The organism is Bradyrhizobium sp. KZN70725, assembly GCF_055264925.1.
Map to the genome: position 1 here is coordinate 176069 of NZ_JBUYWT010000010.1, position 19463 is coordinate 195531.

Consider the following 19463-nt stretch of genomic DNA (forward strand, 5'->3'; position numbering starts at 1 on the left):
TCACAACGTCAAGGGAGGGAAGAATGGATCAACTCAGCAGCATGGATGCATCGTTCCTGCATCTCGAAACGCCGGAGACGCCGATGCATGTCGGCAGCCTGATGATCTTCGATCTCCCCGAGGGTTATCAGGGCGACTACTACGAGGATGTCAAGGAGATGCTCGGCAAGCGTCTCCATCTCTCGGCATTGCTGAACCGCAAACTGGCGCAGATGCCGTTCCAGCTCGCCGAGCCGGTCTGGACCGAGGACGATGATATCGAGCTCGATTATCACGTGCGGACCGTCACCTTGCGGCGTCCAGGCACCATGGCGCAGCTCGAGCAACTGGTCGCGCGGCTGCATGCCTCGCTGCTCGATCGCAGCCGTCCGCTGTGGGAGATGTATGTCATCGATGGCCTCGAGAACGGCCAGGTCGCGTTCTATACCAAGGCGCATCACAGCGGCGTCGACGGCAAGGCCGGTGTGGAGCTCGCCAAGGTGCTCTATGATGTCTCGCCCAAGATGCGCGAGGTGCCGCCGCCACGGCGCAAGCGCGCCTCCGGGCAATACCAGCTCGGCGTGACCGAGCTACTGCAGGCGGCGGCCAACAATGCGGCCCAGCAATACCGCAAGCTCGCGGAGCTGCTGCCGACGGCGGCCAAGGCGCTCGGCACCGCCGCCACCGTGATGGCCAGCCAGCGCTCACAGAAGGGGGAGCGCTCGCTCAGCCTTGGACTGGCTCCGAAGACGGTGTTCAACGATTCCATCACCAACCAGCGCTCCTACAGCACGATGTCGCTGCCGCTTGCCGACATCAAGGTCCTGGGCAAACGTGTCGGCGGCACCGTCAACACCATCGTCATGGCGATGTGCAGCATCGCGCTGCAACGCTTTCTCGCCGAGCGCGGCCTGCTGCCCAAGGAAGCCCTGATCGCGATGGTGCCAGTCAGCCTGCGTGCCGAAGGCGACAAGGCGATGAACAACCAGGTCTCGGCGGTACGCGTCGACCTGGCGACCGATATCGATGACCTGCCGACCCGGTTCAAGGCAATCCACGCGTCATCCGAGGCGGCCAAGGCAGTCGTGCGCGAGCTCAAGCCGGTGCTCGGCGTCGATGTGCCGATCACGGGGTCGCCGTGGCTGATGACGGGGCTCGCCTCGCTGCTTGGCCGCTCCAACCTCGCCAGCCGCATGCCGGCAGCGGGCAACGTGCTGATCTCCAACGTGCCGGGACCGGGGCAGCACCTCTACATGGCCGGCGCACGGATGGTGCATTATTTCCCGGTTTCGATCCCCTATCACGGCAGCGCGCTGAACATCACGGTGCACAGCTATGCGGGACTGCTTGAGTTCGGTTTGACCGCATGCCGGCGCGTGCTCTCGCAGGACGAGTCCTACGAGATGATTGAGCACCTGCGCGCCGCCCTGCGCGAGATCGAGGCTCTGCCGTCGGTCGAGGCCGAGATCGTCGAGCTGCAACCTGCGGCTCAAGCGAAGGCGCCATCCGCGACCGCGGCGTCGGTGACGGTCATCCAGACCGACGAGGTGCCACCGGCCGCCGCAAACGACAAGGCGAGCCGGGCCAGCTAGGCGCGGAGGCCTTCAACGCTTCACATCGCCGGAGTCGGGACGCCACCGCGGTCTCCCGCCCGGCGCCGGAATCAAAAGAACATTTGGAGGAAACCAGGATGCACCCACCCGCCGCAAAGGGATCGCTGTCGGTACTGGAAAGTCCGGCGCATAAATCCCTGTTCTCGAAGATCGATTGGCGCCTGATCCCGCTTCTGCTGATCGCCTACATGATCGCCTATCTCGATCGCATCAATATCGGCTACGCGCAGCTGCAGATGAAGCAGACATTACCGTTCGACGATGCGGTCTACGGTCTCGGCGCGGGCATCTTCTTCGTCGGATATTTTCTGTTCGAGGTGCCGAGCAACCTGCTGCTGGAGAGGATCGGCGCGCGCAAGACCCTGCTGCGCATCATGGTGCTGTGGGGACTCGCGGCATCCGCCATGATGTTCGTGTCGACGCCGTTCCAGTTCTATGTCGTCCGGTTCCTGCTCGGCGTGTTCGAGGCCGGCTTCTTTCCCGGCGTAATCCTGTACTTCACCTATTGGTATCCGTCGGCGCGGCGCGGGCAGGTGATCGCCACCTTCATGTCGGCGACAACGATCGTGTCCGTGATCGCCGGTCCCTTGTGCGGCTCGATCCTGAAGTATTTCGACGGTGCCGGCGGCCTTCATGGCTGGCAGTGGCTGTTCCTCGTCCAGGGTCTGCCGGCGCTGATACTCGGCATCCTGGTCTACGTCCTGCTCGAGGACAAGCCCGCGCAGGCCGCGTGGCTCTCGAAGGACGAGAAAGCCCTGCTCGAGGACACCTTCCAGCACGATGAGAAGGACATCGAGAGCGAACCCTCGGGAACGTTCGGGCAGATGCTCAAGGACCCCAAGGTCTATGTGTTGTCGTTCGTCTATCTGCTGCTGCTCGGCGCGACCTACACGATGGTGTTCTGGATGCCGACCCTGATCCAGAGCTGGGGCGTCAAGGATTTGTTCCTTGTCGGTGTTTATGCCGCGATCCCGAATGCCGCCGGCGTCATCGGCATGATCCTGATCGGCCGTCACTCCGACAAGTGGCACGAGCGCCGCTGGCACTATGCCGCCTGCGTCGCGATCGCCGCGTTCGGCCTTTTCATCACGACGATGCTGCAGGGCAACCTCGTCGGATCGATCCTTGCGCTGTCCTTTGCGGTGATCGGCATTGCGTCGGCGACGCCGCTGTTCTTCGCGCTGACCAGCGAATACCTCTCCACCGGTGCCGCCGCCGGCGGGCTTGCACTGATCAGCAGCCTTGGAAACCTAGGCCCGGCCATCAGCCCCTCGATCAACGGCCTGATCGTGCGGAGTACCGGCGACAACATCTACAGCATGTACTTCGTCATGGCGCTCTACGTGCTGTCGGGATTGCTGTTGCTGCTGTCGATGCGGCCTGCGCCCAGTGCGCGCCTGGCGATGGCGTGAGGACGAAACGATCGGCCCGGCCCGCACGGAGCCGGGTCGCTCGACGCTCCGCGGGAATGCTGCCGGTGATCGAGCGAATATTGGGACACATGCGATGAGGATCGTTCTGCTGGGGCCGCCTGGCGCGGGCAAGGGAACGCAGGCGAAGCGCCTGGTCGAGGAGTACGACATACCGCACCTTTCGACCGGCGACATGCTGCGTGCTGCGGTTGACGCGGACACCAGTATCGGACGGAAAGTCAAGGATACCATGGTGAGGGGAGGGCTCGTTCCCGATCAGCTCGTGATCGCCGCGTTGATCGAACGCATCTCGCAAGCCGATGCCAAGCATGGCTTTGTGCTCGACGGCTTCCCGCGAACGATGGCCCAGGCGGTCGGCCTCGACGATCTGCTCGATACCGAGGGTCTTGCGATCGACCATGTCGTCGAGCTCAAGGCCGACGAGACGGTGTTGCTGGACCGGATCGAGACGCGGGCCCGCGAGGCGAGAGCGCAAGGTGGCGCGGTGCGCGCCGACGACAATCACGAGACGCTCAAGCTGCGTATCGACGCCTATAACGAGCAGACCGCGTCGCTGGTCGACTACTACCGATCGCGAAACATCCTTCGAACCGTCGACGGACTGCAGCCGGTCGATGCGGTCGCCTTCGCCGTCGTCAAGGCGATCGGCCAGGATCGGTCGGTGATGTGATGCCGGCGACGCAAAGTCGCGACCCCCGGCTGTCCGGCTATCCCGACCGGATCGAGGTGCTGGAGCCATTGCGCAAGTCGCTTGGCGAGGTGAAGGAGTCGGCCGACCAGTTCGAGCAGGCCCAGCTGTTGTTGCGGGCGATCGAACGGTTCTCGCGCAGATATGCTGCCGACCGGAACTGCGGCGGTGCACCCGCCGAGCTGGCGCGGCGGCGGCTTGTCGCACGCGCCGTTCGTGGATTGCGCAGAACCGTTCTGGCAACGAAGGGAGGCGCCTCATGTCGGTGAGCGGAAATGAAGGTCAATGCGCGCTGGTGACCGGAGCATCGGGCGGCATTGGGCTCGAGCTCGCGCGCGAGCTCGCGGCCAATGGCCTCAGCCTCGTGCTGCTGGCGCGCAGCCGCGACAAGCTGCAGAAGCTCGCGCGCGAGCTCAAGGCAAGTCATGGCACCAAGGTGACCATCGTGGCCGCCGATCTGAACGAGCCAGCGGCGCCGCAGGCGGTGTTCGATTCACTGATGGAAGCCGGCGTGCGGGTCGACCTGCTGGTCAATAATGCCGGCCTTTTGCTCGAAGGACGCGTCGGCGCAATCGGCCTCGACGATGAGTTGCGGCTGCTGCAGGTCAATGTCGTCGCCATGACGGCATTGACCCGTCTCTTCCTCGCGCCGATGCTCGAGTGCAACAGTGGACGGATCCTGAACGTTGCGTCGGCCGCGGCCTTCATGCCGGTGCCGAATCTTGCGGTCTATGCCGCGTCAAAGGCCTATGTGCTGTCGTTCGGCGAGGCGTTGTCGCAGGAATTAAGTGGCAGCAAGATCACGCTGACGACGTTGTGTCCCGGCGTGACGAACACCGGAATGGTCCAGGGCACCAATCTCGGCAACATGCCGAGCATGATGATCATGGATGCGAAGACCGTCGCACAGGAGGGCTACCGCGCCTGCATGGCAGGCAAGCCGGTGCATGCCGCAGGGCTTGCCAATGAACTGGCGGCCCAATGGATCAAGTATCAGCCGAGTTGGCTGTTGCGGGCCATCGGCGGTGTGTTCGGAAAGGCCGCACCGCCGAACTGACGTCTCGTGCTCGCCGGCAATGCACGGCTGCACGGGCCATTCTTGACCATCAACAACGGACGCTACCCATGGGACGTGACGAGCAGACCGTCGAACCACCCTCGCTCGCGCTGCTTGCCGCGGAAGGGCGCGGCTTTCTCGACCTCCCGGCGCTGCTTGCCGTGGCGGCGCCGCTTCTGGCGACCGCGCCGCGGGGGCAACGCCATCCGGTGATGGTTCTGCCCGGGTTGGGCGCCGATGACCGGTCGACCTTGGCCATCCGCTCGTTCCTCGAGTTCCTCGGCTATCAGGTTCATGGATGGGGCCGCGGCCGCAATGTGCGCGCGCCGGATGCTGACCTCGCCGCCGTGGTGGCGCGAGTCCTCGAACTCGAAAAGCAGGGCGGCTCGAAGGTCAGCCTGGTCGGCTGGAGCCGTGGCGGCATCATTGCGCGCGAGGTTGCCCGGCAAATCCCCGCGGCGGTGCGGATGGTCATCACGCTCGGCAGTCCTTTCGCGGCGCCGGGGGCGAGCAATGTTCGCGCGATCTGGCGGCTTCTGACCGGCCAGAAATACCAGCCGCCGACGGCCGAACGGATCAGCCGCCTCGCGCAACCGATTCCTGTGCCGTCAACATCGATCTATACCCGCACCGATGGCGTGGTGGCGTGGCGCGCCTGCCTGGAGCAGGAGGGCGGAGAGCGCGAGAACGTCGAAGTGAACACGACGCATTTGGGGCTTGGCTTTCACGCGCCGGCGCTGTGGGTGATTGCCGATCGCCTCGCCCAGCCGGCGGGCAGCTGGAAGCCGTTTCGTGCGCCTCCGCAGGTCGGAGTCTGGTTTCCGACAGCGACGCGCCGCGATTGAGATCGAAAGGGCGCAGCTGCCTGAGGCTACCGCGCAGCGCTTCCCGGTGACCGCATCTCGGCGACCATCATCCGCAGCAGCTGCATTGCGGCGGGCGGCAGCGTGCGTCCCTGACGGGAGACCACGTGGGTGCGGCCACGATGCAGCAGCGCGTTCTTCATCGGGAGCGCCACCACCTTGGCGGCATCAGCCTCCGTCATCGCAAGGCGCGACGCCAGCGCATAACCAAGTCCGGCGGTCACGTAATGGGCGAGCGCATCGAACGAGGCGGTCGTGAACGCGAAATTGAGGCGAACGCCTTCGCTGATCTCGGCGGCCTGGACATGCTGGCGCAGGCCGAAATTCGGATGCATCGCGGCGCCTGGGTAGGGCGCGAGGTCGGCGAGCCTGAGCGGCCGGCCCAGCTGGGTCAGCGGGTGCCCGCGCGGTACGATAGCCTTGATCGGGTGCGGCTGCGAATGATGCGAGCGCAGCCGATCGTCGCGAGGCGGATTGAACAGGACGCCGATATGCGCGCGTTCTCCCACGACTTGCTGGACGATCTCGTCGGTACTGCCGATGTCGAGGCTGATCGTGATCTTCGGGTGGCTTTGCATGAAGCGGCACAGGCTGCTCTTGGCCAGCCAGTCGACATAACCTTCGCCCGTCACGAGATCGATATGACCCGACTCAACTTTGCGAATGCTGTCTATCTGCGCCAGCAGCGCCTGTCGTTCGCCCTGCTGGCGCTGCAGGTAGGCGGCCAGCAGTTGGCCGGCGTCGGTCGGCGCGACGCCGCGGCCCCGTCGTTCGAGCAGGCGCGCGCCACATTCCTTCTCGAGCAGGCCTAGCGCCCGGCTGACCGCAGAGGCGTCCATGCCGAGCGCGCCGGCGGCGCCGCGCACGGAGCCGCTATTGAGCACTTCCATGAAATAGTGCAGTCGGCGCGGCTCCAGCTTCGCATTCATCGGCATGGTCCTGATCGTTGCAAGTCGCGCAACGAATATTCAATGGCATGGCCATTTATGCAAGTGCGTGAATGTGGGCGCGCGACAACGGATCAGCGTCGGAAATCGTATTCGCGATCCGGGATTGGCCGGCTCGCTCGCGCCCGCAGGTTTCGGCGAACTTCAAGGCGATCCTGCCGTGGCGGACCGTTGAGCCTTGGCGGTTTGGCATGGCGTCGAGACAGGATCGTCTGGATTTTTTCCCAGACGCTTCCAGCCTTCGGAACAGCGAAAACTCGAAGATTCGAACGTGTCGCCTGAAGTCCTGCCAAGATTTCCGACGTGACCGGTGGCGGCCCCTCCCTCGTCGAACCAGGATAGTCTCTTCAAGTCCGTTGCATAAGCAATGTGTCGCTTGGCGCAGTATCTGTCCGGACTTCGTCCGCAGATCAGCCGCTTGCTCCAATCTGGCGGAACATCTCATGTCGCGCAATCGTGCCTTGACTCACTGAGTGCGGCGAGCAGGGCGCCCCACGCAAAGGTGATAGAAAAGTTGTCCATAACAACACAGACAGATTGTCCGTTGTCGTTCGATGCTCCTTCTGGATCGCCGGCATTGTTGCACACCGGAAATGGTCCATCTATTGCTCGGAACGCTTTCGATCGCGTCACGAAGTTGATTGTTTTGCGATGACAGATATTCGAATACTCACCGCAGAGCCAGGAGCGATCGAAGTGGCTATCTGCGCGCGTTGGCGCGTCAATTCATTTTCAATGCTTCGTACTTCCTTCGAGGAAGAGCTAAGATCATTGCAACAATTTGCTGCCGATCGGAGCCTTGGCGTGCTGCTCGTCGCGAAAGCAGATGGTGCGCCGATAGGCGCCTGCCTTTTGGTTGAGTCCGAGTTCGAGCCGAATCACGATGTCGCACCATGGCTCACAGGTCTGTTCGTTGTCCCCGAACATCGCAATGAAGGAGTGGGCACCATCTTGGTGCGGGCGATTGAGGATCAAGCGCGGCAGCGCGGATTTTCGCGGCTAAACCTCTATACGTCAGAGGCAACCGGCTTCTATGCGCGGCTCGGATGGTCGACCGCCGATCGCACCAATTGGAGGGGCGTCGATGCAACTCTCATGGTTCGAGATCTATGAAGCGACCTCACGGGCTTTGGGTTCGGCAGTCGCGCCACCCTCCTCGAGGCATCGACAATCCGCCGACGGTAGGTGCCTCGGAGAGGCCCCTGGTCCCAACTTGTCCGCCGCAAGGGACAAAATGTCTGCCTTAAAGGCGGCCATCGCGCTCTAATTCATTGAATTTGCGTCGTCTTGGGGTTTGGCGTGCTCTTTGCTCTGGGAGTGATCGGGTCAATGATCGTATGGCCGCTCGGTCCGGGTTGATCCGGGCGCGACCATCGTTTGAGGACTGTCAAATGGCGCTCGCGCGAGATCCCGATGGTCAGTATGAGGTTCACCGTCATGGAATCTTTTTCGTGATGTACAAGGATAATTCCGAGGTCACGTGCATGATCGCGCGCAGAGCTCTCAACGTGATGCGCGTTCGGTTTCATCCCATTCCAAGCGCGGAGGAATTCTTCCTTATGCGTCGAGCGCGAATCGAACGCGCCGCCAGCGACAAGTTTGAAAACCGTCAGTCCAGCGCCACCCGCGTGGTTTCGCTCGATCGGTTCGACGTGGATTTCTGAGCCAAACTCAGCTTTATAAATGATGCTACAACTCGACAAAGCGGCCGCGTTCCCTGCTCCGTCACAGGGAAGTCCTCCCGGATACAAAGCATCGATGTCCACAGCGATCAGGTCCGGTTGTTGGACACTCGGCGTGCTCTCGGGCATTTCCCGAGCCAATCCAATTGTTCGATGGTCAAAGTATCTGCTCCGGCCTGCCCGAGGCAGCGAAACTCGGACTAGCGCAGCTTTGCAGTCCGGGCATGAGAAGCAGCCCCGGATGTCGGGGAGGCTGCAATGATCGTGCGCTCCAAGCCCGGCTTCTGGGACGTTGCGTTTGCCGTCAATGGATCGATCTTGCCGCGGATCGCGCCGCATCTGGTCGCGATTGCTCTGATCAGTGTGTTGGCGATTTTTGCTGCCATGGAGCATCCGGGCATCTTCGCGCGCATCAGTGCGGTTCCGTTCACGCTGATCGGCATAGCGCTGTCGGTCTTCATGAGCTTCCGAAACAGCACATGTTACGCCCGCTGGTGGGAGGGACGCGAACTCTGGGGCAAGCTGATCATCGCCAGCCGCTCGTTCGCGCGTCAGATCTCCACCCTCGAAGACGACGACCGGCGCGTCCTGCTCCGCGGCCTGTGCGGCTTTTGCTGCGGGCTAACGGCACGCCTTCGGGGTGAAGACGAAGTGGCGGCAATCAAACCGTGGAGTGAGATCGACGCTGCTTCAGGCGGTCCCAACCCCACCAATGCCGTGCTCAACCAGATCGGGCTGCATTGTTTGATGCTGATGAAGCGGGATCGGATCGAGCCGATCCACTACGCCGTTCTGGAAGGGCAACTCACCGCGCTTTCCGACGTCCAGGGCGGTTGCGAGCGCATCGCGTCCACCCCGGTGCCATTCGCCTATTCGCTGCTGCTGCATCGGACCGCGCTGATCTTCTGCGTGACGTTGCCGTTCGCGCTTGCCGGATCGCTCGATTGGTGGACGCTGCTGCCCGTCCTGCTCGTCGCCTACACCTTCTTCGGTCTCGACGCGCTTGGCCATCAGCTTGAGGCACCCTTCGGGTTGGAGCCGAATGCGCTCCCGCTTGACGCAATGAGACGAGCCCTCGAGCGCGAGCTGCTCGCTCTGCTCGGTGAGCGCGATCTGCCCGCTCCCATGGAGCCTGTTCAGAATGTGCTGATGTAATGCTAAACAAGTGGCATAGCGCATGCTGACGGCGCGGTGGCGTCAGGGCTTGTCGCGCAGACGGACGCGACATGCCTCGCGTGGAGGGCGCGACCCCGGCCTGGGGTAGTCTAAGGGTGGCCGGGGCCGCGCTTACTCCGCGCTGGCGTACCGAATGTCATTCAATGCTCAACGGCACGGAAGGTGCCGAAAGTAACGGCTCCCGCCGGAAAGGGCGAAGTGCGCTCTAATCACTCCAACGATTCAGTGTGGGGTGGCGGCGGGTCGCCAGGAAAGATCATTGGACCAGACGTAGATGGCTATGGCTGCCAGACATAAGGCGATACCGATCCAGAAAATGGGAGAATGATGGATTGGTCGCCGATCTCTCAAGGCGCGCTTCATCTCGATTTCCTCATTGGCGCGAACAATCAACGAGTTTCAACTCACGTGAGGTTAAATGAAAGCGGCGTTGAAGTCATTTGTCATCACGTGGCTCACGTCGTTCATTGCGTCAGGCAAATGTCTGTCGGCGCTGAACCCATCCCACGCCCAATAGTAACGCGTTCAGGCTGGGTGGCATCGGCGTCGCGCCGGCGCGGCAGTTCTCGGCGGACAACTTGGCCAAATCTGTCGTGACAAATTGTCCATTGCCGGTAGCCAAGACCGCCTAACTCATTGATATGACGATGAGCTCAGACTGGCACGCCTGTTGCTAACCTTTCCTCGATGCACGTTTCACGGTTGGGCAAAAGAAGGAGATGAAAGTGAACTGGGATCGCATCGAAGGAAACTGGAAGGCTGCAAAGGGTGCGCTCAAGGCAACATGGGGGAAGCTGACCGACAACGACATTGATGTCATCAACGGTGACAGAGAGCGGTTGGAGGGCAAGCTGCAAGATCTCTACGGCATTGACAAAAACCAGGTCCGCAAAGAGGTCGACAAGTGGGCCAAGGAAGCAAATTGGGATTGATCCCGATTGATTGACCCCGGCGGATCCATGGCTGCTGCGAAGCAGTATCGATGCCCGATTGTTCGTAGAGCTCGCGCGCAATTGGACGCCGAACGCCATCACAACAGGTCGCTGCGCAGCGCTGATCGGCGGAGTGCGGCTTCAAGACTCTCTTGGACTGCGGAGATCTGCGCCTCGACGAGTGTGCCAAGCTACGACAGGATACATGAGGAGATACAATGTCGAAGGACCACGACAAGGCGTCGCACGGATCGCAGGACGCGCGACGTCACAAGATCGATCATCAAACGCGAAACGAGTGGCTTCACAGAGACGCGGGCCTTCAGGATGCGTGGCGTGCTTCCGGCATGACGCGCGACGACTTCATCCGGCACAACGAAGGTCTGATCGACAAGGTGATCGTCGCCAACCTCGATCAGGATCGATAAAGCGAGCCGGAAACGCGGCCCAGCGTGCTGCGGGTGATCTTATTCAGGTCACTCAGCTGAAGACCCTACTGAAGATCTGGAAATTGCGGAGTTGATTTATGTTGGACGGTAAGCCGCGCTTCAAGACGTATCATCATCCCGCCGGCGGTTGGGGTGCCGCCGCAGCGACTGCAAAGATTCTTCTCGAGCAGAGTGTGGTGACGAAGGGATCGCGCGCGCTTCTGTCGATGAACCAGCCCGGCGGATTCAAGTGCTCGAGTTGCGCGTTTCCCGACGCGGAATGCAAGAAAACGCTCGATTTCTGCGAGAACGGCGCCAAGGCGTTGGCGTTTGAGGCAACGAAGTTTCGGGTCACACGAGAGTTCTTTGAACGGCACACCGTGTCCGAACTCATGGAGCGGCCGGATTACTGGCTCGAGATGCAAGGACGTTTGACGGAGCCGATGCGCTATGATTCATCGTCGGATCGCTACGTGCCTTGCAGCTGGGACGACGCGTTCGCCCTGATCGGCAAGCATTTGCGGGCTCTTGAAAGTCCGCACCAGGCCGAATTCTATACATCCGGCCGCACACCCAACGAAGCGGCTTTTCTCTACTCGATATTTGTCCGGGAGTTCGGAACCAACAATTTCCCCGACTGCTCGAACATGTGCCACGAGCCGACCAGCCGGGGCTTGCCGCCCTCGATCGGTGTCGGGAAGGGCACCGTTATCCTCGATGATTTCGGGCACGCTGAAGCGATTTTCGTCATCGGGCAGAACACCGGAACGAATTCGCCGCGGATGATGAGCAATCTGGTCGAAGCGAGCAAGCGCGGGGTACCGATCGTGGCCGTCAATCCGATGCCCGAACGTGCGTTGGTGCGCTTCGCCGATCCGCAGGATGTCATTCAGATGGCAACGCTCGGTTCGACCAAGATTGCCAGCGAGTTCGTTCATGTCCGCATCGGCGGTGACCTCGCCTTCCTCAAGGGGGTCATGAAGGTCATTTTCGAACGCGAGGAATCCGGCGAGAAGATCGTCGACTGGAAGTTTATCCGCGAGCATACCGTCGGCCTCGATGCGGTCCGGGACGACGCGATGGCGCAGACATGGCCGGAATTGGAGAGGGCCTCCGGGCTTGAGGAATCGCAGATCCGGCGATGCGCCGAAATCTACATTCGCTCGCGCGCGACGATCATTTGCTACGGGATGGGGATCACGCAGCACCAGGAGGGGTCGCGGCTGGTGCAGCAGTTGGTCAATCTGCTCCTGCTCAAGGGCAATTTCGGCAAGCCGGGCGCCGGAATATCGCCCATTCGCGGTCATTCCAATGTGCAGGGAGACCGTACCGTCGGGATCGACGAACAGCCGAGCCCGGACTATCTCGATCGCGTTCGCGACGTCTTTGGGTTCGAGCCCCCGCGCGAACATGGTCATCATACCATTGAGTCCGTCGCCGCGATGCAGGCGGGGACGGCGAAGGTCTTCATCGGCCTCGGCGGCAATTTCGTTCGTGCCGTGCCCGATACCGAACGGTCGTACGGGGCGATGCGAAAGCTCGCACTGACGGTCGCCATTACCACCAAGCTGAATCGCGGACATTTGGTTCATGGTCGTGACGCCTTGATGCTGCCCGTCATCGCGCGTTCGGAGATCATCCGGACGGTAGCCGGTGAGCAGTTCGTGACGATCGAAGACTCGATGTCAAACGTCACCGCGTCTCGCGGCGTGTTGCAACCGGCGAGCCCGCATCTCCTGCCCGAGGTGGAAATCGTCTGCCGGATCGCGCAAGCGACGTTGCCGAACAGCAAGGTCGACTGGAGAAGCTACAGCGAGGATTACTGCTTGATCCGCGACAAGATCGCGGAGGTCTATCCGGAGATCTACAGCGACTTCTCCGAGCGGATCGAAAGCCCGAGAGGCTTTCACCTCGACGTGCCGCCGCGCGAACTGGTCTGGCCGACGCCGAACGGCAAGGCGAACTTTCTGCTTCTGCCGGGTCTGGAAGTGAACGCATCCGTTTCAGATCCCGACATGCTGCGACTGGCAACCATTCGCTCGCACGATCAATTCAACACGACGATCTACAGCAACAACGACCGCTATCGCGGTGTCTACAATGACCGAATGGTTCTGTTCATGAACGCCGAGGACCGCGCGGCGCGAGGGCTCGAGGACGGCTCGGGCATTGCGCTCGAGACGATCAGCGATGATGGCATACAGCGGCGCGTGAGCGGACTGAGGGTGTTGGACTATCCGATGCCGCGCGGATCGGTTGCGGGATATTACCCCGAGCTCAATCCGCTGCTGCCTCTCGACTACTACGACAAGATCAGCGGGACGCCGGCAGCCAAGTCCATTCCGGTGCGAGTTGTTGCCGCTTGATCGGCCGGCTGCCGGAGACGAAGTGCCGGGACGCATATCCTGAGGCAAGGAGGGGACATTGCTGGACAATCTCGATGCGGTGATTCTGGCACGTGCCCAGTTTGCGTTCACCGTCTCGTTCCATTTCATATTTCCATCTTTCTCGATCGGGCTTGCGAGTTATCTGATGGTGCTCGAGGCGTTGTGGCTCAAGACGGGGCAAGGCGTTTATGCCAACCTGTTCCGCTACTGGCTGAAGATCTTCGCCGTTGTGTTCGGCATGGGCGTCGTCTCGGGGGTGGTGCTCTCATATCAATTCGGTACGAATTGGTCGGTATTCTCCACGCGAGCCGGGCCGATCATCGGGCCGCTGATGGCGTATGAGGTGATGACGGCCTTCTTTCTGGAGGCCGGCTTCCTCGGCGTCATGCTGTTCGGCATGAGCAAGGTCGGGAAAGGCCTTCATTTCTTCGCAACGTGCATGGTCGCGCTTGGCACACTGATCTCGGCAACCTGGATCATTGCCGTGAACAGCTGGATGCAGACGCCGGCGGGTTTCGCGATCAATGCGAAGGACCAGTTTGTGCCCGCCGGATCCTGGATCCCGATCATCTTCACCGCCAGTTTTCCGTATCGTCTCGTTCACACCGTGATCGCGGCCTATCTGACGACGGCGTTCGTGGTTGGCGGTGTGGGCGCCTGGCATCTGCTGCGAGACCGCAGCAATGCCGGCGCACGCAAGATGTTTTCGCCGCGATCGTGACTCCGATCCAAATTCTCGCGGGTGATGCCCATGGCCTCAACACGCTGGAACACCAGCCCGCCAAGGTTCTCGCCATGGAAGGGCACTACGAACCCAGCCCCGATGGCGCGTCGCTTATCCTCTTCGGCTTCCCCAGCAACGAGACAGCGCAGGTCCATCATAAGCTCGAAGTGCCTCGCCTGGGGTCACTGATCCTCAAACACGATCCGGATGCACCTTTACCGGGACTCAGCGACTTTCCGCGTGATCAATGGCCGCCGGTACCGATTGTGTTCTGGTCGTTCCGGATCATGGTCGGCCTTGGATTTGCGATGCTCGCTGTCGGTATCTGGAGCCTGCTCGCGCGCTTCCGGGGAATGCTCTACGACTGGGCCTGGTTGCATCGCGCGTGCGTCGTTCTCGGACCGGCCGGCTTTGTCGCTGTGATCGCTGGATGGGTGACGACGGAGGTCGGTCGGCAACCTTTCACGGTCTATGGACTGTTACGAACGGCGGAATCACATTCGCCGCTGGCTGCGCCAGCTGTGGCGGCCTCGCTTGTCGCTTTCGTGCTGGTGTACTTCGCCGCGTTCGGCGCCGGCACCTATTATCTCCTGCGCCTGATGGCGAAGCCGCCCGCGCCGGGCGAGAAGGAGCCGCCCAAGGTGCCGCAGCGCGCCGCAGGCATTACGCCGGCGGGCAGTGTCGGCGTGCCTCTGACTGCGGCGGAGTGAGGCCATGTTCAGCATCGACCTTACGACCTTCTGGGCTGCGATTATCGGATTTGCGGTGATGGCCTACGTCGTCATGGACGGGTTCGACCTTGGCATCGGAATTCTGTTCCCGAGCTTTGCGGTCGGCGACGAGCGCGACCAGGCCATGAATTCGATCGCGCCGGTCTGGGATGGCAACGAGACGTGGCTGGTGATGGGCGGCGGCGGTCTGCTGGCGGCGTTTCCGCCCGCCTATGCGATCATCCTTCCGGCCACCTATCCGTTGATGATCGCCATGCTGCTTGGGCTCGTCTTCCGCGGCGTCGCCTTTGAGTTCCGCTGGCGCGATCCAGGGCATCGGCCATTATGGGACATTGCGTTCTGGTTGGGCTCCCTGGTGGCCGCCTTTGCGCAAGGTGTTACTCTCGGGGCAATTCTGCAGGGTATCCACGTTGTCAATGATGCCTATGCCGGCGGCTGGCTCGACTGGCTAAGCCAATTCAGCATCCTGACCGGCGTCGCGGTTGTGATCGGCTATGCGCTGCTCGGCGCAACGTGGCTGATCTGGAAGACGGAGGGGACGAGCCAACGTCACGCGCGCCGTGCCGCCTTCTGGCTCGGCGCCGGTACGCTTCTGGCGCTGGGGGCCGTCAGCGCGGTGACGCCGTTTCTCGATTATGACTACTGGCGGCGGTGGTTCGCAATGCCCGGCGTCTTGTTGACGGCCCAGGTGCCGCTGTTGGTGCTGATCTGCGCGGCAACCTTCTTCTGGAGTCTGAAGCGAGAGTTCGAGCGGTTGCCGTTCCTCATGGCGCTAGCACTCTTCCTGCTGAGCTTCATCGGGCTCGGAATCAGCATCTATCCTTACGCTGTTCCACGCGCGATTACGATCTGGGATGCCGCGGCACCGGTCGAAAGCCAGTTGTTCATGCTGGTGGGCGCCTGCGTGATTATTCCGCTCATCCTCGCATACACAGGCTGGGCGTACTGGGTGTTTCGCGGCAAGGCCGGCACCGCAGGGTATCACTGATGCAGGCGCGGATTCCGCTATGGCAACGGCTCGTGTGGATGGCCGCGATCTGGATCGCAAGCGTTGTGGCGGTCGGCTTGGTCTCGGGCGTGATCAGAATGTGGTTACGTTAATTCAGTTCCGGTCAGCCCGGTCATTTGACCACCTCGTTTGTCGCGGAGCCGCAGGTTCCGGCGGAAAGCACCGCAGTCTCTGGCACGTTCCTGCATGACACATGCTCCGAATAGCGAACTGACCGCGCTCTGGACAATCGTGCTTTCGTTCTGGCAGCGAAGCGTCTTGGACCTAACCTTTGGACACTTCATCGTTTCGATCGTCATTCTCGCGATCGCAGTGCTGATCCGGCGGCTTTTCAGCCGCTTTATCGTCTCCCGTATCCACTCCTGGTCGTCGAGCAAGGTCGGCCTCAACCGCACGATCGTCGAGGCACTTGCTCCGCCGATTCAGTTTGTTCCGATCGTCCTGGCCGTATTTATTATCGGCGAATGCGTGCTGACCAATCAGAGGCTCAAGGATGGGCTCCTCCAGATTGATCGTTCGTTGACCGCATTCACAATCTTCTGGGCGCTGTTCGAGGTGATCGGGCCCCTATGCGCGGTTCTGGATGGCCGGACGCCGATCTTCAGTCAGGCCATGATCGGCTGGACGGTCAGGGTCGGGCGCGCCATCATCGTTGCGCTCGGTGCGACCGCCGTCCTGGAGGTCTGGGGCATTCACGTCGGGCCTGTACTGGCGAGCTTCGGCATCGTCGGCGTCGCGGTGGCGCTAGGCGCCCAGAATCTGTTCAAGAATCTGATCTCCGGGATCTTCATCATTGGCGAGCAGCGCTTTCGAAACGGCGATTGGATACTTGCCGAGGGGATTGTTGAGGGCACTGTCGAGACCATCGGTCTGCGGACAACGAAAGTCCGCCGGTTCGATCAAGCACCCGTATTCGTTCCGAATTCGTATTTGGCGGACAATGCCGTCACCAACTTCTCGCAGATGAGGTTTCGCCGCATTTCCTGGATCATCGGCCTCGATTACAGCACGACGATCGGCCAGCTCCGCGATGTCCGTGATGCAATCGAGGCGTACATCCTCGGCAGTCAAGATTTCGTTCATCCTCCTGAAGCCGTCGCGTTCGTACGTGTCGACAAGTTCAATGAATCGTCGATCGATGTCATGGTCTATTGCTTCACCCGCACCACGGTTTGGGGTGACTGGCTGAAGATCAAGGAGGAGCTGGCGTATGCCATCAAGGCGATCGTGAAAAGGCGGGATCTGATTTCGCCTTTCCAAGTCAGTCGCTCTACGTGGAGGCCGTCCCGACAGGGATCGAGCTTTTTCCTCACAATACGGCGCCGAGCAGTGATCCGACGAACGGGACGGGGGTGGTGGGCAAGGCCGTTCCGAAAGGCGGCGTGGCATGAATCCCAGCAACATTCTTGCTTCGTGGAAGCTCGTGCCGGCGAGCTAGCCTTTCGGCGCTTCGGTCATTTTGTCCCAACGATTCCGGACAAAATGACCTTTCAGCGACATCGATTGCCATAACTAATTGAAATCACGTCGATTGCGGTCTGGCACGTCGATTGCGTTGTCGTCAGTTGCAAGAATGTCGTCGTCTGCATCGCGGGGCACGGCCCATGTGCAGCGAGTCACCAACAACTCAATCTCTGGGCAATTCATCATGGCGCAAACAATTGGAATGCCGGAACCGAGGCGGGCGTTCACGGGATTGATGACCGAAGCGCGAGGGAAGTGGGGTTGGTTCGTCGCCCTGGGCATTCTCTTTATTGTGCTGGGCTTCGGAGCTCTCAGCAATCTGCTGTTGGCGACCATCGCAACGATCTTCTACATCGGCGTCTTGATGATCATCGCGGGCGCCTTTCAGATCGTCCATGCGTTTAGGGTCAAAAACTGGCGCGGGTTCTTTCTTTGGGGCCTGGGAGGCTTTTTCTATGCTGCGGCCGGTACGACAATCGTTCTGGATCCAGCAATCGCTTCACTTGTTTTGACTCTCATATTGGCCGTTTGCACGATCGCGTCCGGCGTCATGCGCCTGTTGCTCAGCTTTAGAGCAAAGGGAGATCGCGGCTGGGGCTGGCTATTTGCCTCTGGACTGCTCACCGCGATCGCAGGATTGGCGTTTCTGTTAGGTTGGCCACTCAACAGTCTCTGGCTGCTTGGCCTGTTGTTGTCGATCGACCTGGTTTTCCAGGGCTGCACGCTGCTTGGTCTGGGCCTGCAGCTCCGCGGTACGCGGTAGACGGCCGGCTCGGGCGAGCGAAGAACGCCGCTTGTCCGGCCGACCTTCAAACGTCATATCAACGGCGAGATAAGAGAGCTGCCATGACTAATAACGGCCCGCCCAACGATCCTCATCACAGCAGACAGATTCACTCACACCGCCCTCAAGGAGGGACTCATCAGGCGGAGCAAGGTGTAGAGAAGGTGATGCCTGAGGACTCTGCAAGGGAAACAACCTCCGGATCGCCAGATGCTGCGGACACGCCGCCAAGCGCCGCAGAAGACGTGCATGAGGCCATTGCGCGGCTCGTGGCGGAGAATGTCGATCTCAAAGACCGGCTGCTTCGGGCGCTCGCGGATGCCGAAAATGTACGCCGGCGCTCCGAGCGTGAGTTGAACGACATGCGGCAATACGCCGTAACCAAGTTCGCGGGCGATATGGTCAATGTCGCGGACAATCTGGAACGTGCGATGTCCAGTCTTCCTGCGGAGCTGCGCGACAGTGCCGGCCCCTTCAAGACGTTTGTCGAGGGTGTGGAGCTTACCGAAAAGGAGCTGTTGCGATCGCTGGAAGCGCACGGCGTCAAGAGGCTCGATCCGGCCGGAAGCCGGTTTGATCCTCACTTTCACGAGGCCATGTTCCAGGTCAAAGATCCGTCAGTGCCAAGCGGCACCGTCACGACGGTCGTGCAGCCCGGTTACGCGATCGGATCGCGTTCGTTGAGGTCCGCGAAAGTCGGCGTCGCGAGCTGAAATGCCCGCTCGCCTCCGGGCGTGCCGCGCGATGGCCTCGATGGCTTTAGCAGTGTCGGCTCGGATCGACTACCTGTGCTTGGGAAACGTCACGGTCATCACGCCGTCGTCGAAATACGCGTTTATCTTATGAGCATCGACCGAACTGGGTAATAGCATCGAGCTCAAGACTCTGATTGTCCGTTCGGCACCACGGCCGTCGTTCACCTGCCGCTCAGCGATGATGGTGAGTACACCACGCTCAACGGACACGTCTATGTCGTTTGCCGTTAGACCATGCAGCTCTGCAACGATTTGTAGTTCGTGATCTGTCTCGTTCACGTCAACATTCAGCATCGTGAACCATCCTGGTCGTACATGCGACGGCGTAGCCCATCGACCGGATCAACCGGCAGCAATACGCGTGCCATCCGCGCGGCAAGTCATATCAACGGCTTAAGGTGTTGATCAGTGAGCCCGCAGACACTTTGTCAAAGTCGATCGGACAAGTTGTCTGATGCAAGTCTGGCGCGATCGCCACTTGTACGCTCTGGACGTCTCCAAAAATGGCGCTAGCATTGATCATGCAGGCTGGGGAGGTGTCGAGTGTCGAGCAACATCGATCAGGCCGCGTCTGAGATCGCTGACGTCCGACTTCTTGTGGAGCGATTGCGTCGCGTTGAGGCGTGGCGACGGAAGCGCTTCGAGCGTGCAATTCAGGATCTAGACCAAGAAATGGTATTTGATCGATCGAACGTGATCAGGATTCCGCAGCTATACACAGCGGTTTCAGTTCGTCGAAGAGCTCTCGAAGCGGGGGTCGTCAAGCCTTGGCGTGGCTTGCAATAGGCGAATGATGGCTTTCGGCTTTCCA

20 protein-coding genes and 1 pseudogene are annotated in these 19463 nt (G+C 61.0%); 19 read left to right on the forward strand and 2 right to left on the reverse strand.

The window, feature by feature from the left end; all coding sequences use genetic code 11:
- Window positions 1–23 precede the first annotated feature (23 nt).
- The 6 genes from ACZBJS_RS12685 to ACZBJS_RS12710 all read left to right on the forward strand — a co-directional run bounded on the left by ACZBJS_RS12685 (window position 24) and on the right by ACZBJS_RS12710 (window position 5615).
- Window positions 24–1571, forward strand: coding sequence for a WS/DGAT/MGAT family O-acyltransferase (locus ACZBJS_RS12685; RefSeq protein WP_083714891.1), 1548 nt, complete (start codon window positions 24–26; stop codon window positions 1569–1571).
- Window positions 1572–1669: 98 nt separating this feature from the next.
- A complete protein-coding gene (locus ACZBJS_RS12690; protein ID WP_057016375.1) occupies window positions 1670–3004 on the forward strand; it encodes an MFS transporter in 1335 nt (444 codons plus the stop codon).
- 94 nt (window positions 3005–3098) lie between these two features.
- Complete coding sequence (locus tag ACZBJS_RS12695; RefSeq protein WP_463438760.1) at window positions 3099–3695, forward strand: adenylate kinase; 597 nt, start codon at window positions 3099–3101, stop codon at window positions 3693–3695.
- Window positions 3695–3982 (forward strand): hypothetical protein, encoded by a 288-nt coding sequence (locus ACZBJS_RS12700; protein ID WP_463438761.1) that lies wholly within the window; start codon window positions 3695–3697, stop codon window positions 3980–3982. The genes ACZBJS_RS12695 and ACZBJS_RS12700 overlap by 1 nt, the downstream gene beginning before the upstream one ends.
- Window positions 3973–4770: an SDR family NAD(P)-dependent oxidoreductase gene (locus tag ACZBJS_RS12705; protein WP_463438762.1), complete on the forward strand. Its 798-nt coding sequence runs from the start codon at window positions 3973–3975 to the stop codon at window positions 4768–4770. Before ACZBJS_RS12700 ends, ACZBJS_RS12705 begins: the two co-directional genes overlap by 10 nt.
- Window positions 4771–4838: 68 nt before the next feature.
- Entirely contained in the window at window positions 4839–5615 is a 777-nt protein-coding gene (locus ACZBJS_RS12710; protein ID WP_463438763.1) for an esterase/lipase family protein, read from the forward strand.
- Window positions 5616–5641: 26 nt separating this feature from the next.
- Here ACZBJS_RS12710 and ACZBJS_RS12715 read toward each other — a convergent pair whose 3' ends face one another.
- Window positions 5642–6562, reverse strand: a complete 921-nt coding sequence (locus tag ACZBJS_RS12715; RefSeq protein ID WP_076825241.1) for a LysR family transcriptional regulator — start codon at window positions 6560–6562, stop codon at window positions 5642–5644.
- Between the two features lie 4 nt (window positions 6563–6566).
- On the opposite strand from ACZBJS_RS12715, the gene ACZBJS_RS12720 reads away from it, so the two are divergent.
- The 13 genes and pseudogenes from ACZBJS_RS12720 to grpE all read left to right on the forward strand — a co-directional run bounded on the left by ACZBJS_RS12720 (window position 6567) and on the right by grpE (window position 18610).
- A complete protein-coding gene (locus ACZBJS_RS12720; protein ID WP_156436135.1) occupies window positions 6567–6755 on the forward strand; it encodes a hypothetical protein in 189 nt (62 codons plus the stop codon).
- 476 nt (window positions 6756–7231) lie between these two features.
- Window positions 7232–7693 carry a GNAT family N-acetyltransferase gene (locus ACZBJS_RS12725; RefSeq protein WP_168857350.1) on the forward strand — a complete coding sequence of 154 codons (462 nt, stop codon included), beginning with the start codon at window positions 7232–7234 and terminating at the stop codon, window positions 7691–7693.
- A gap of 341 nt (window positions 7694–8034) precedes the next feature.
- Complete coding sequence (locus ACZBJS_RS12730) at window positions 8035–8244, forward strand: hypothetical protein (RefSeq protein WP_410469738.1); 210 nt, start codon at window positions 8035–8037, stop codon at window positions 8242–8244.
- 276 nt (window positions 8245–8520) lie between these two features.
- A complete protein-coding gene (locus ACZBJS_RS12735; protein ID WP_057016369.1) occupies window positions 8521–9417 on the forward strand; it encodes a bestrophin family protein in 897 nt (298 codons plus the stop codon).
- 746 nt (window positions 9418–10163) lie between these two features.
- The gene (locus tag ACZBJS_RS12740) at window positions 10164–10370 is read left to right on the forward strand and encodes a CsbD family protein (protein ID WP_172648750.1); all 207 of its coding nucleotides are present in this window, start codon (window positions 10164–10166) and stop codon (window positions 10368–10370) included.
- Between the two features lie 218 nt (window positions 10371–10588).
- Window positions 10589–10798 (forward strand): hypothetical protein, encoded by a 210-nt coding sequence (locus tag ACZBJS_RS12745; RefSeq protein ID WP_168857351.1) that lies wholly within the window; start codon window positions 10589–10591, stop codon window positions 10796–10798.
- A gap of 98 nt (window positions 10799–10896) precedes the next feature.
- Window positions 10897–13164, forward strand: coding sequence for an FdhF/YdeP family oxidoreductase (locus ACZBJS_RS12750; protein ID WP_463438764.1), 2268 nt, complete (start codon window positions 10897–10899; stop codon window positions 13162–13164).
- Between the two features lie 79 nt (window positions 13165–13243).
- Window positions 13244–14619, forward strand: a pseudogene (locus ACZBJS_RS12755) (cytochrome ubiquinol oxidase subunit I).
- Window positions 14620–14623: 4 nt separating this feature from the next.
- Window positions 14624–15628, forward strand: coding sequence for a cytochrome d ubiquinol oxidase subunit II (cydB, locus tag ACZBJS_RS12760; RefSeq protein ID WP_463438765.1), 1005 nt, complete (start codon window positions 14624–14626; stop codon window positions 15626–15628).
- A complete protein-coding gene (locus ACZBJS_RS12765) occupies window positions 15628–15741 on the forward strand; it encodes a DUF2474 family protein (protein ID WP_057016363.1) in 114 nt (37 codons plus the stop codon). The genes cydB and ACZBJS_RS12765 overlap by 1 nt, the downstream gene beginning before the upstream one ends.
- 94 nt (window positions 15742–15835) lie before the next feature.
- Window positions 15836–17161, forward strand: coding sequence for a mechanosensitive ion channel family protein (locus ACZBJS_RS12770; RefSeq protein ID WP_463438766.1), 1326 nt, complete (start codon window positions 15836–15838; stop codon window positions 17159–17161).
- A 136-nt stretch (window positions 17162–17297) separates the two neighbouring features.
- Window positions 17298–17876: an HdeD family acid-resistance protein gene (locus ACZBJS_RS12775; protein ID WP_463438767.1), complete on the forward strand. Its 579-nt coding sequence runs from the start codon at window positions 17298–17300 to the stop codon at window positions 17874–17876.
- Between the two features lie 83 nt (window positions 17877–17959).
- Window positions 17960–18610, forward strand: a complete 651-nt coding sequence (grpE, locus tag ACZBJS_RS12780) for a nucleotide exchange factor GrpE (RefSeq protein WP_463438768.1) — start codon at window positions 17960–17962, stop codon at window positions 18608–18610.
- A 69-nt stretch (window positions 18611–18679) separates the two neighbouring features.
- Here the strand turns inward: grpE and ACZBJS_RS12785 are convergent, their stop codons facing one another.
- Window positions 18680–18946 carry an Hsp20/alpha crystallin family protein gene (locus ACZBJS_RS12785; RefSeq protein WP_463438769.1) on the reverse strand — a complete coding sequence of 89 codons (267 nt, stop codon included), beginning with the start codon at window positions 18944–18946 and terminating at the stop codon, window positions 18680–18682.
- Window positions 18947–19463 lie beyond the last annotated feature (517 nt).

Excerpts from the sequence above, each read along its gene's own strand:
- ACZBJS_RS12770 (WP_463438766.1), top strand. The coding sequence starts at position 15,836 with ATGACACATGCTCCGAATAGCGAACTGACCGCGCTCTGGACAATCGTG.
- grpE (WP_463438768.1), top strand. The coding sequence starts at position 17,960 with ATGACTAATAACGGCCCGCCCAACGATCCTCATCACAGCAGACAGATT.
- cydB (WP_463438765.1), top strand. The coding sequence starts at position 14,624 with ATGTTCAGCATCGACCTTACGACCTTCTGGGCTGCGATTATCGGATTT.
- ACZBJS_RS12775 (WP_463438767.1), top strand. The coding sequence starts at position 17,298 with ATGGCGCAAACAATTGGAATGCCGGAACCGAGGCGGGCGTTCACGGGA.
- ACZBJS_RS12745 (WP_168857351.1), top strand. The coding sequence starts at position 10,589 with ATGTCGAAGGACCACGACAAGGCGTCGCACGGATCGCAGGACGCGCGA.
- ACZBJS_RS12715 (WP_076825241.1), bottom strand. The coding sequence starts at position 6,562 with ATGAATGCGAAGCTGGAGCCGCGCCGACTGCACTATTTCATGGAAGTG.
- ACZBJS_RS12695 (WP_463438760.1), top strand. The coding sequence starts at position 3,099 with ATGAGGATCGTTCTGCTGGGGCCGCCTGGCGCGGGCAAGGGAACGCAG.
- ACZBJS_RS12720 (WP_156436135.1), top strand. The coding sequence starts at position 6,567 with ATGGTCCTGATCGTTGCAAGTCGCGCAACGAATATTCAATGGCATGGC.
- ACZBJS_RS12710 (WP_463438763.1), top strand. The coding sequence starts at position 4,839 with ATGGGACGTGACGAGCAGACCGTCGAACCACCCTCGCTCGCGCTGCTT.
- ACZBJS_RS12735 (WP_057016369.1), top strand. The coding sequence starts at position 8,521 with ATGATCGTGCGCTCCAAGCCCGGCTTCTGGGACGTTGCGTTTGCCGTC.
- ACZBJS_RS12700 (WP_463438761.1), top strand. The coding sequence starts at position 3,695 with ATGCCGGCGACGCAAAGTCGCGACCCCCGGCTGTCCGGCTATCCCGAC.
- ACZBJS_RS12690 (WP_057016375.1), top strand. The coding sequence starts at position 1,670 with ATGCACCCACCCGCCGCAAAGGGATCGCTGTCGGTACTGGAAAGTCCG.
- ACZBJS_RS12685 (WP_083714891.1), top strand. The coding sequence starts at position 24 with ATGGATCAACTCAGCAGCATGGATGCATCGTTCCTGCATCTCGAAACG.
- ACZBJS_RS12705 (WP_463438762.1), top strand. The coding sequence starts at position 3,973 with ATGTCGGTGAGCGGAAATGAAGGTCAATGCGCGCTGGTGACCGGAGCA.
- ACZBJS_RS12750 (WP_463438764.1), top strand. The coding sequence starts at position 10,897 with ATGTTGGACGGTAAGCCGCGCTTCAAGACGTATCATCATCCCGCCGGC.
- ACZBJS_RS12765 (WP_057016363.1), top strand. The coding sequence starts at position 15,628 with ATGCAGGCGCGGATTCCGCTATGGCAACGGCTCGTGTGGATGGCCGCG.
- ACZBJS_RS12785 (WP_463438769.1), bottom strand. The coding sequence starts at position 18,946 with ATGCTGAATGTTGACGTGAACGAGACAGATCACGAACTACAAATCGTT.
- ACZBJS_RS12730 (WP_410469738.1), top strand. The coding sequence starts at position 8,035 with ATGTACAAGGATAATTCCGAGGTCACGTGCATGATCGCGCGCAGAGCT.
- ACZBJS_RS12725 (WP_168857350.1), top strand. The coding sequence starts at position 7,232 with ATGACAGATATTCGAATACTCACCGCAGAGCCAGGAGCGATCGAAGTG.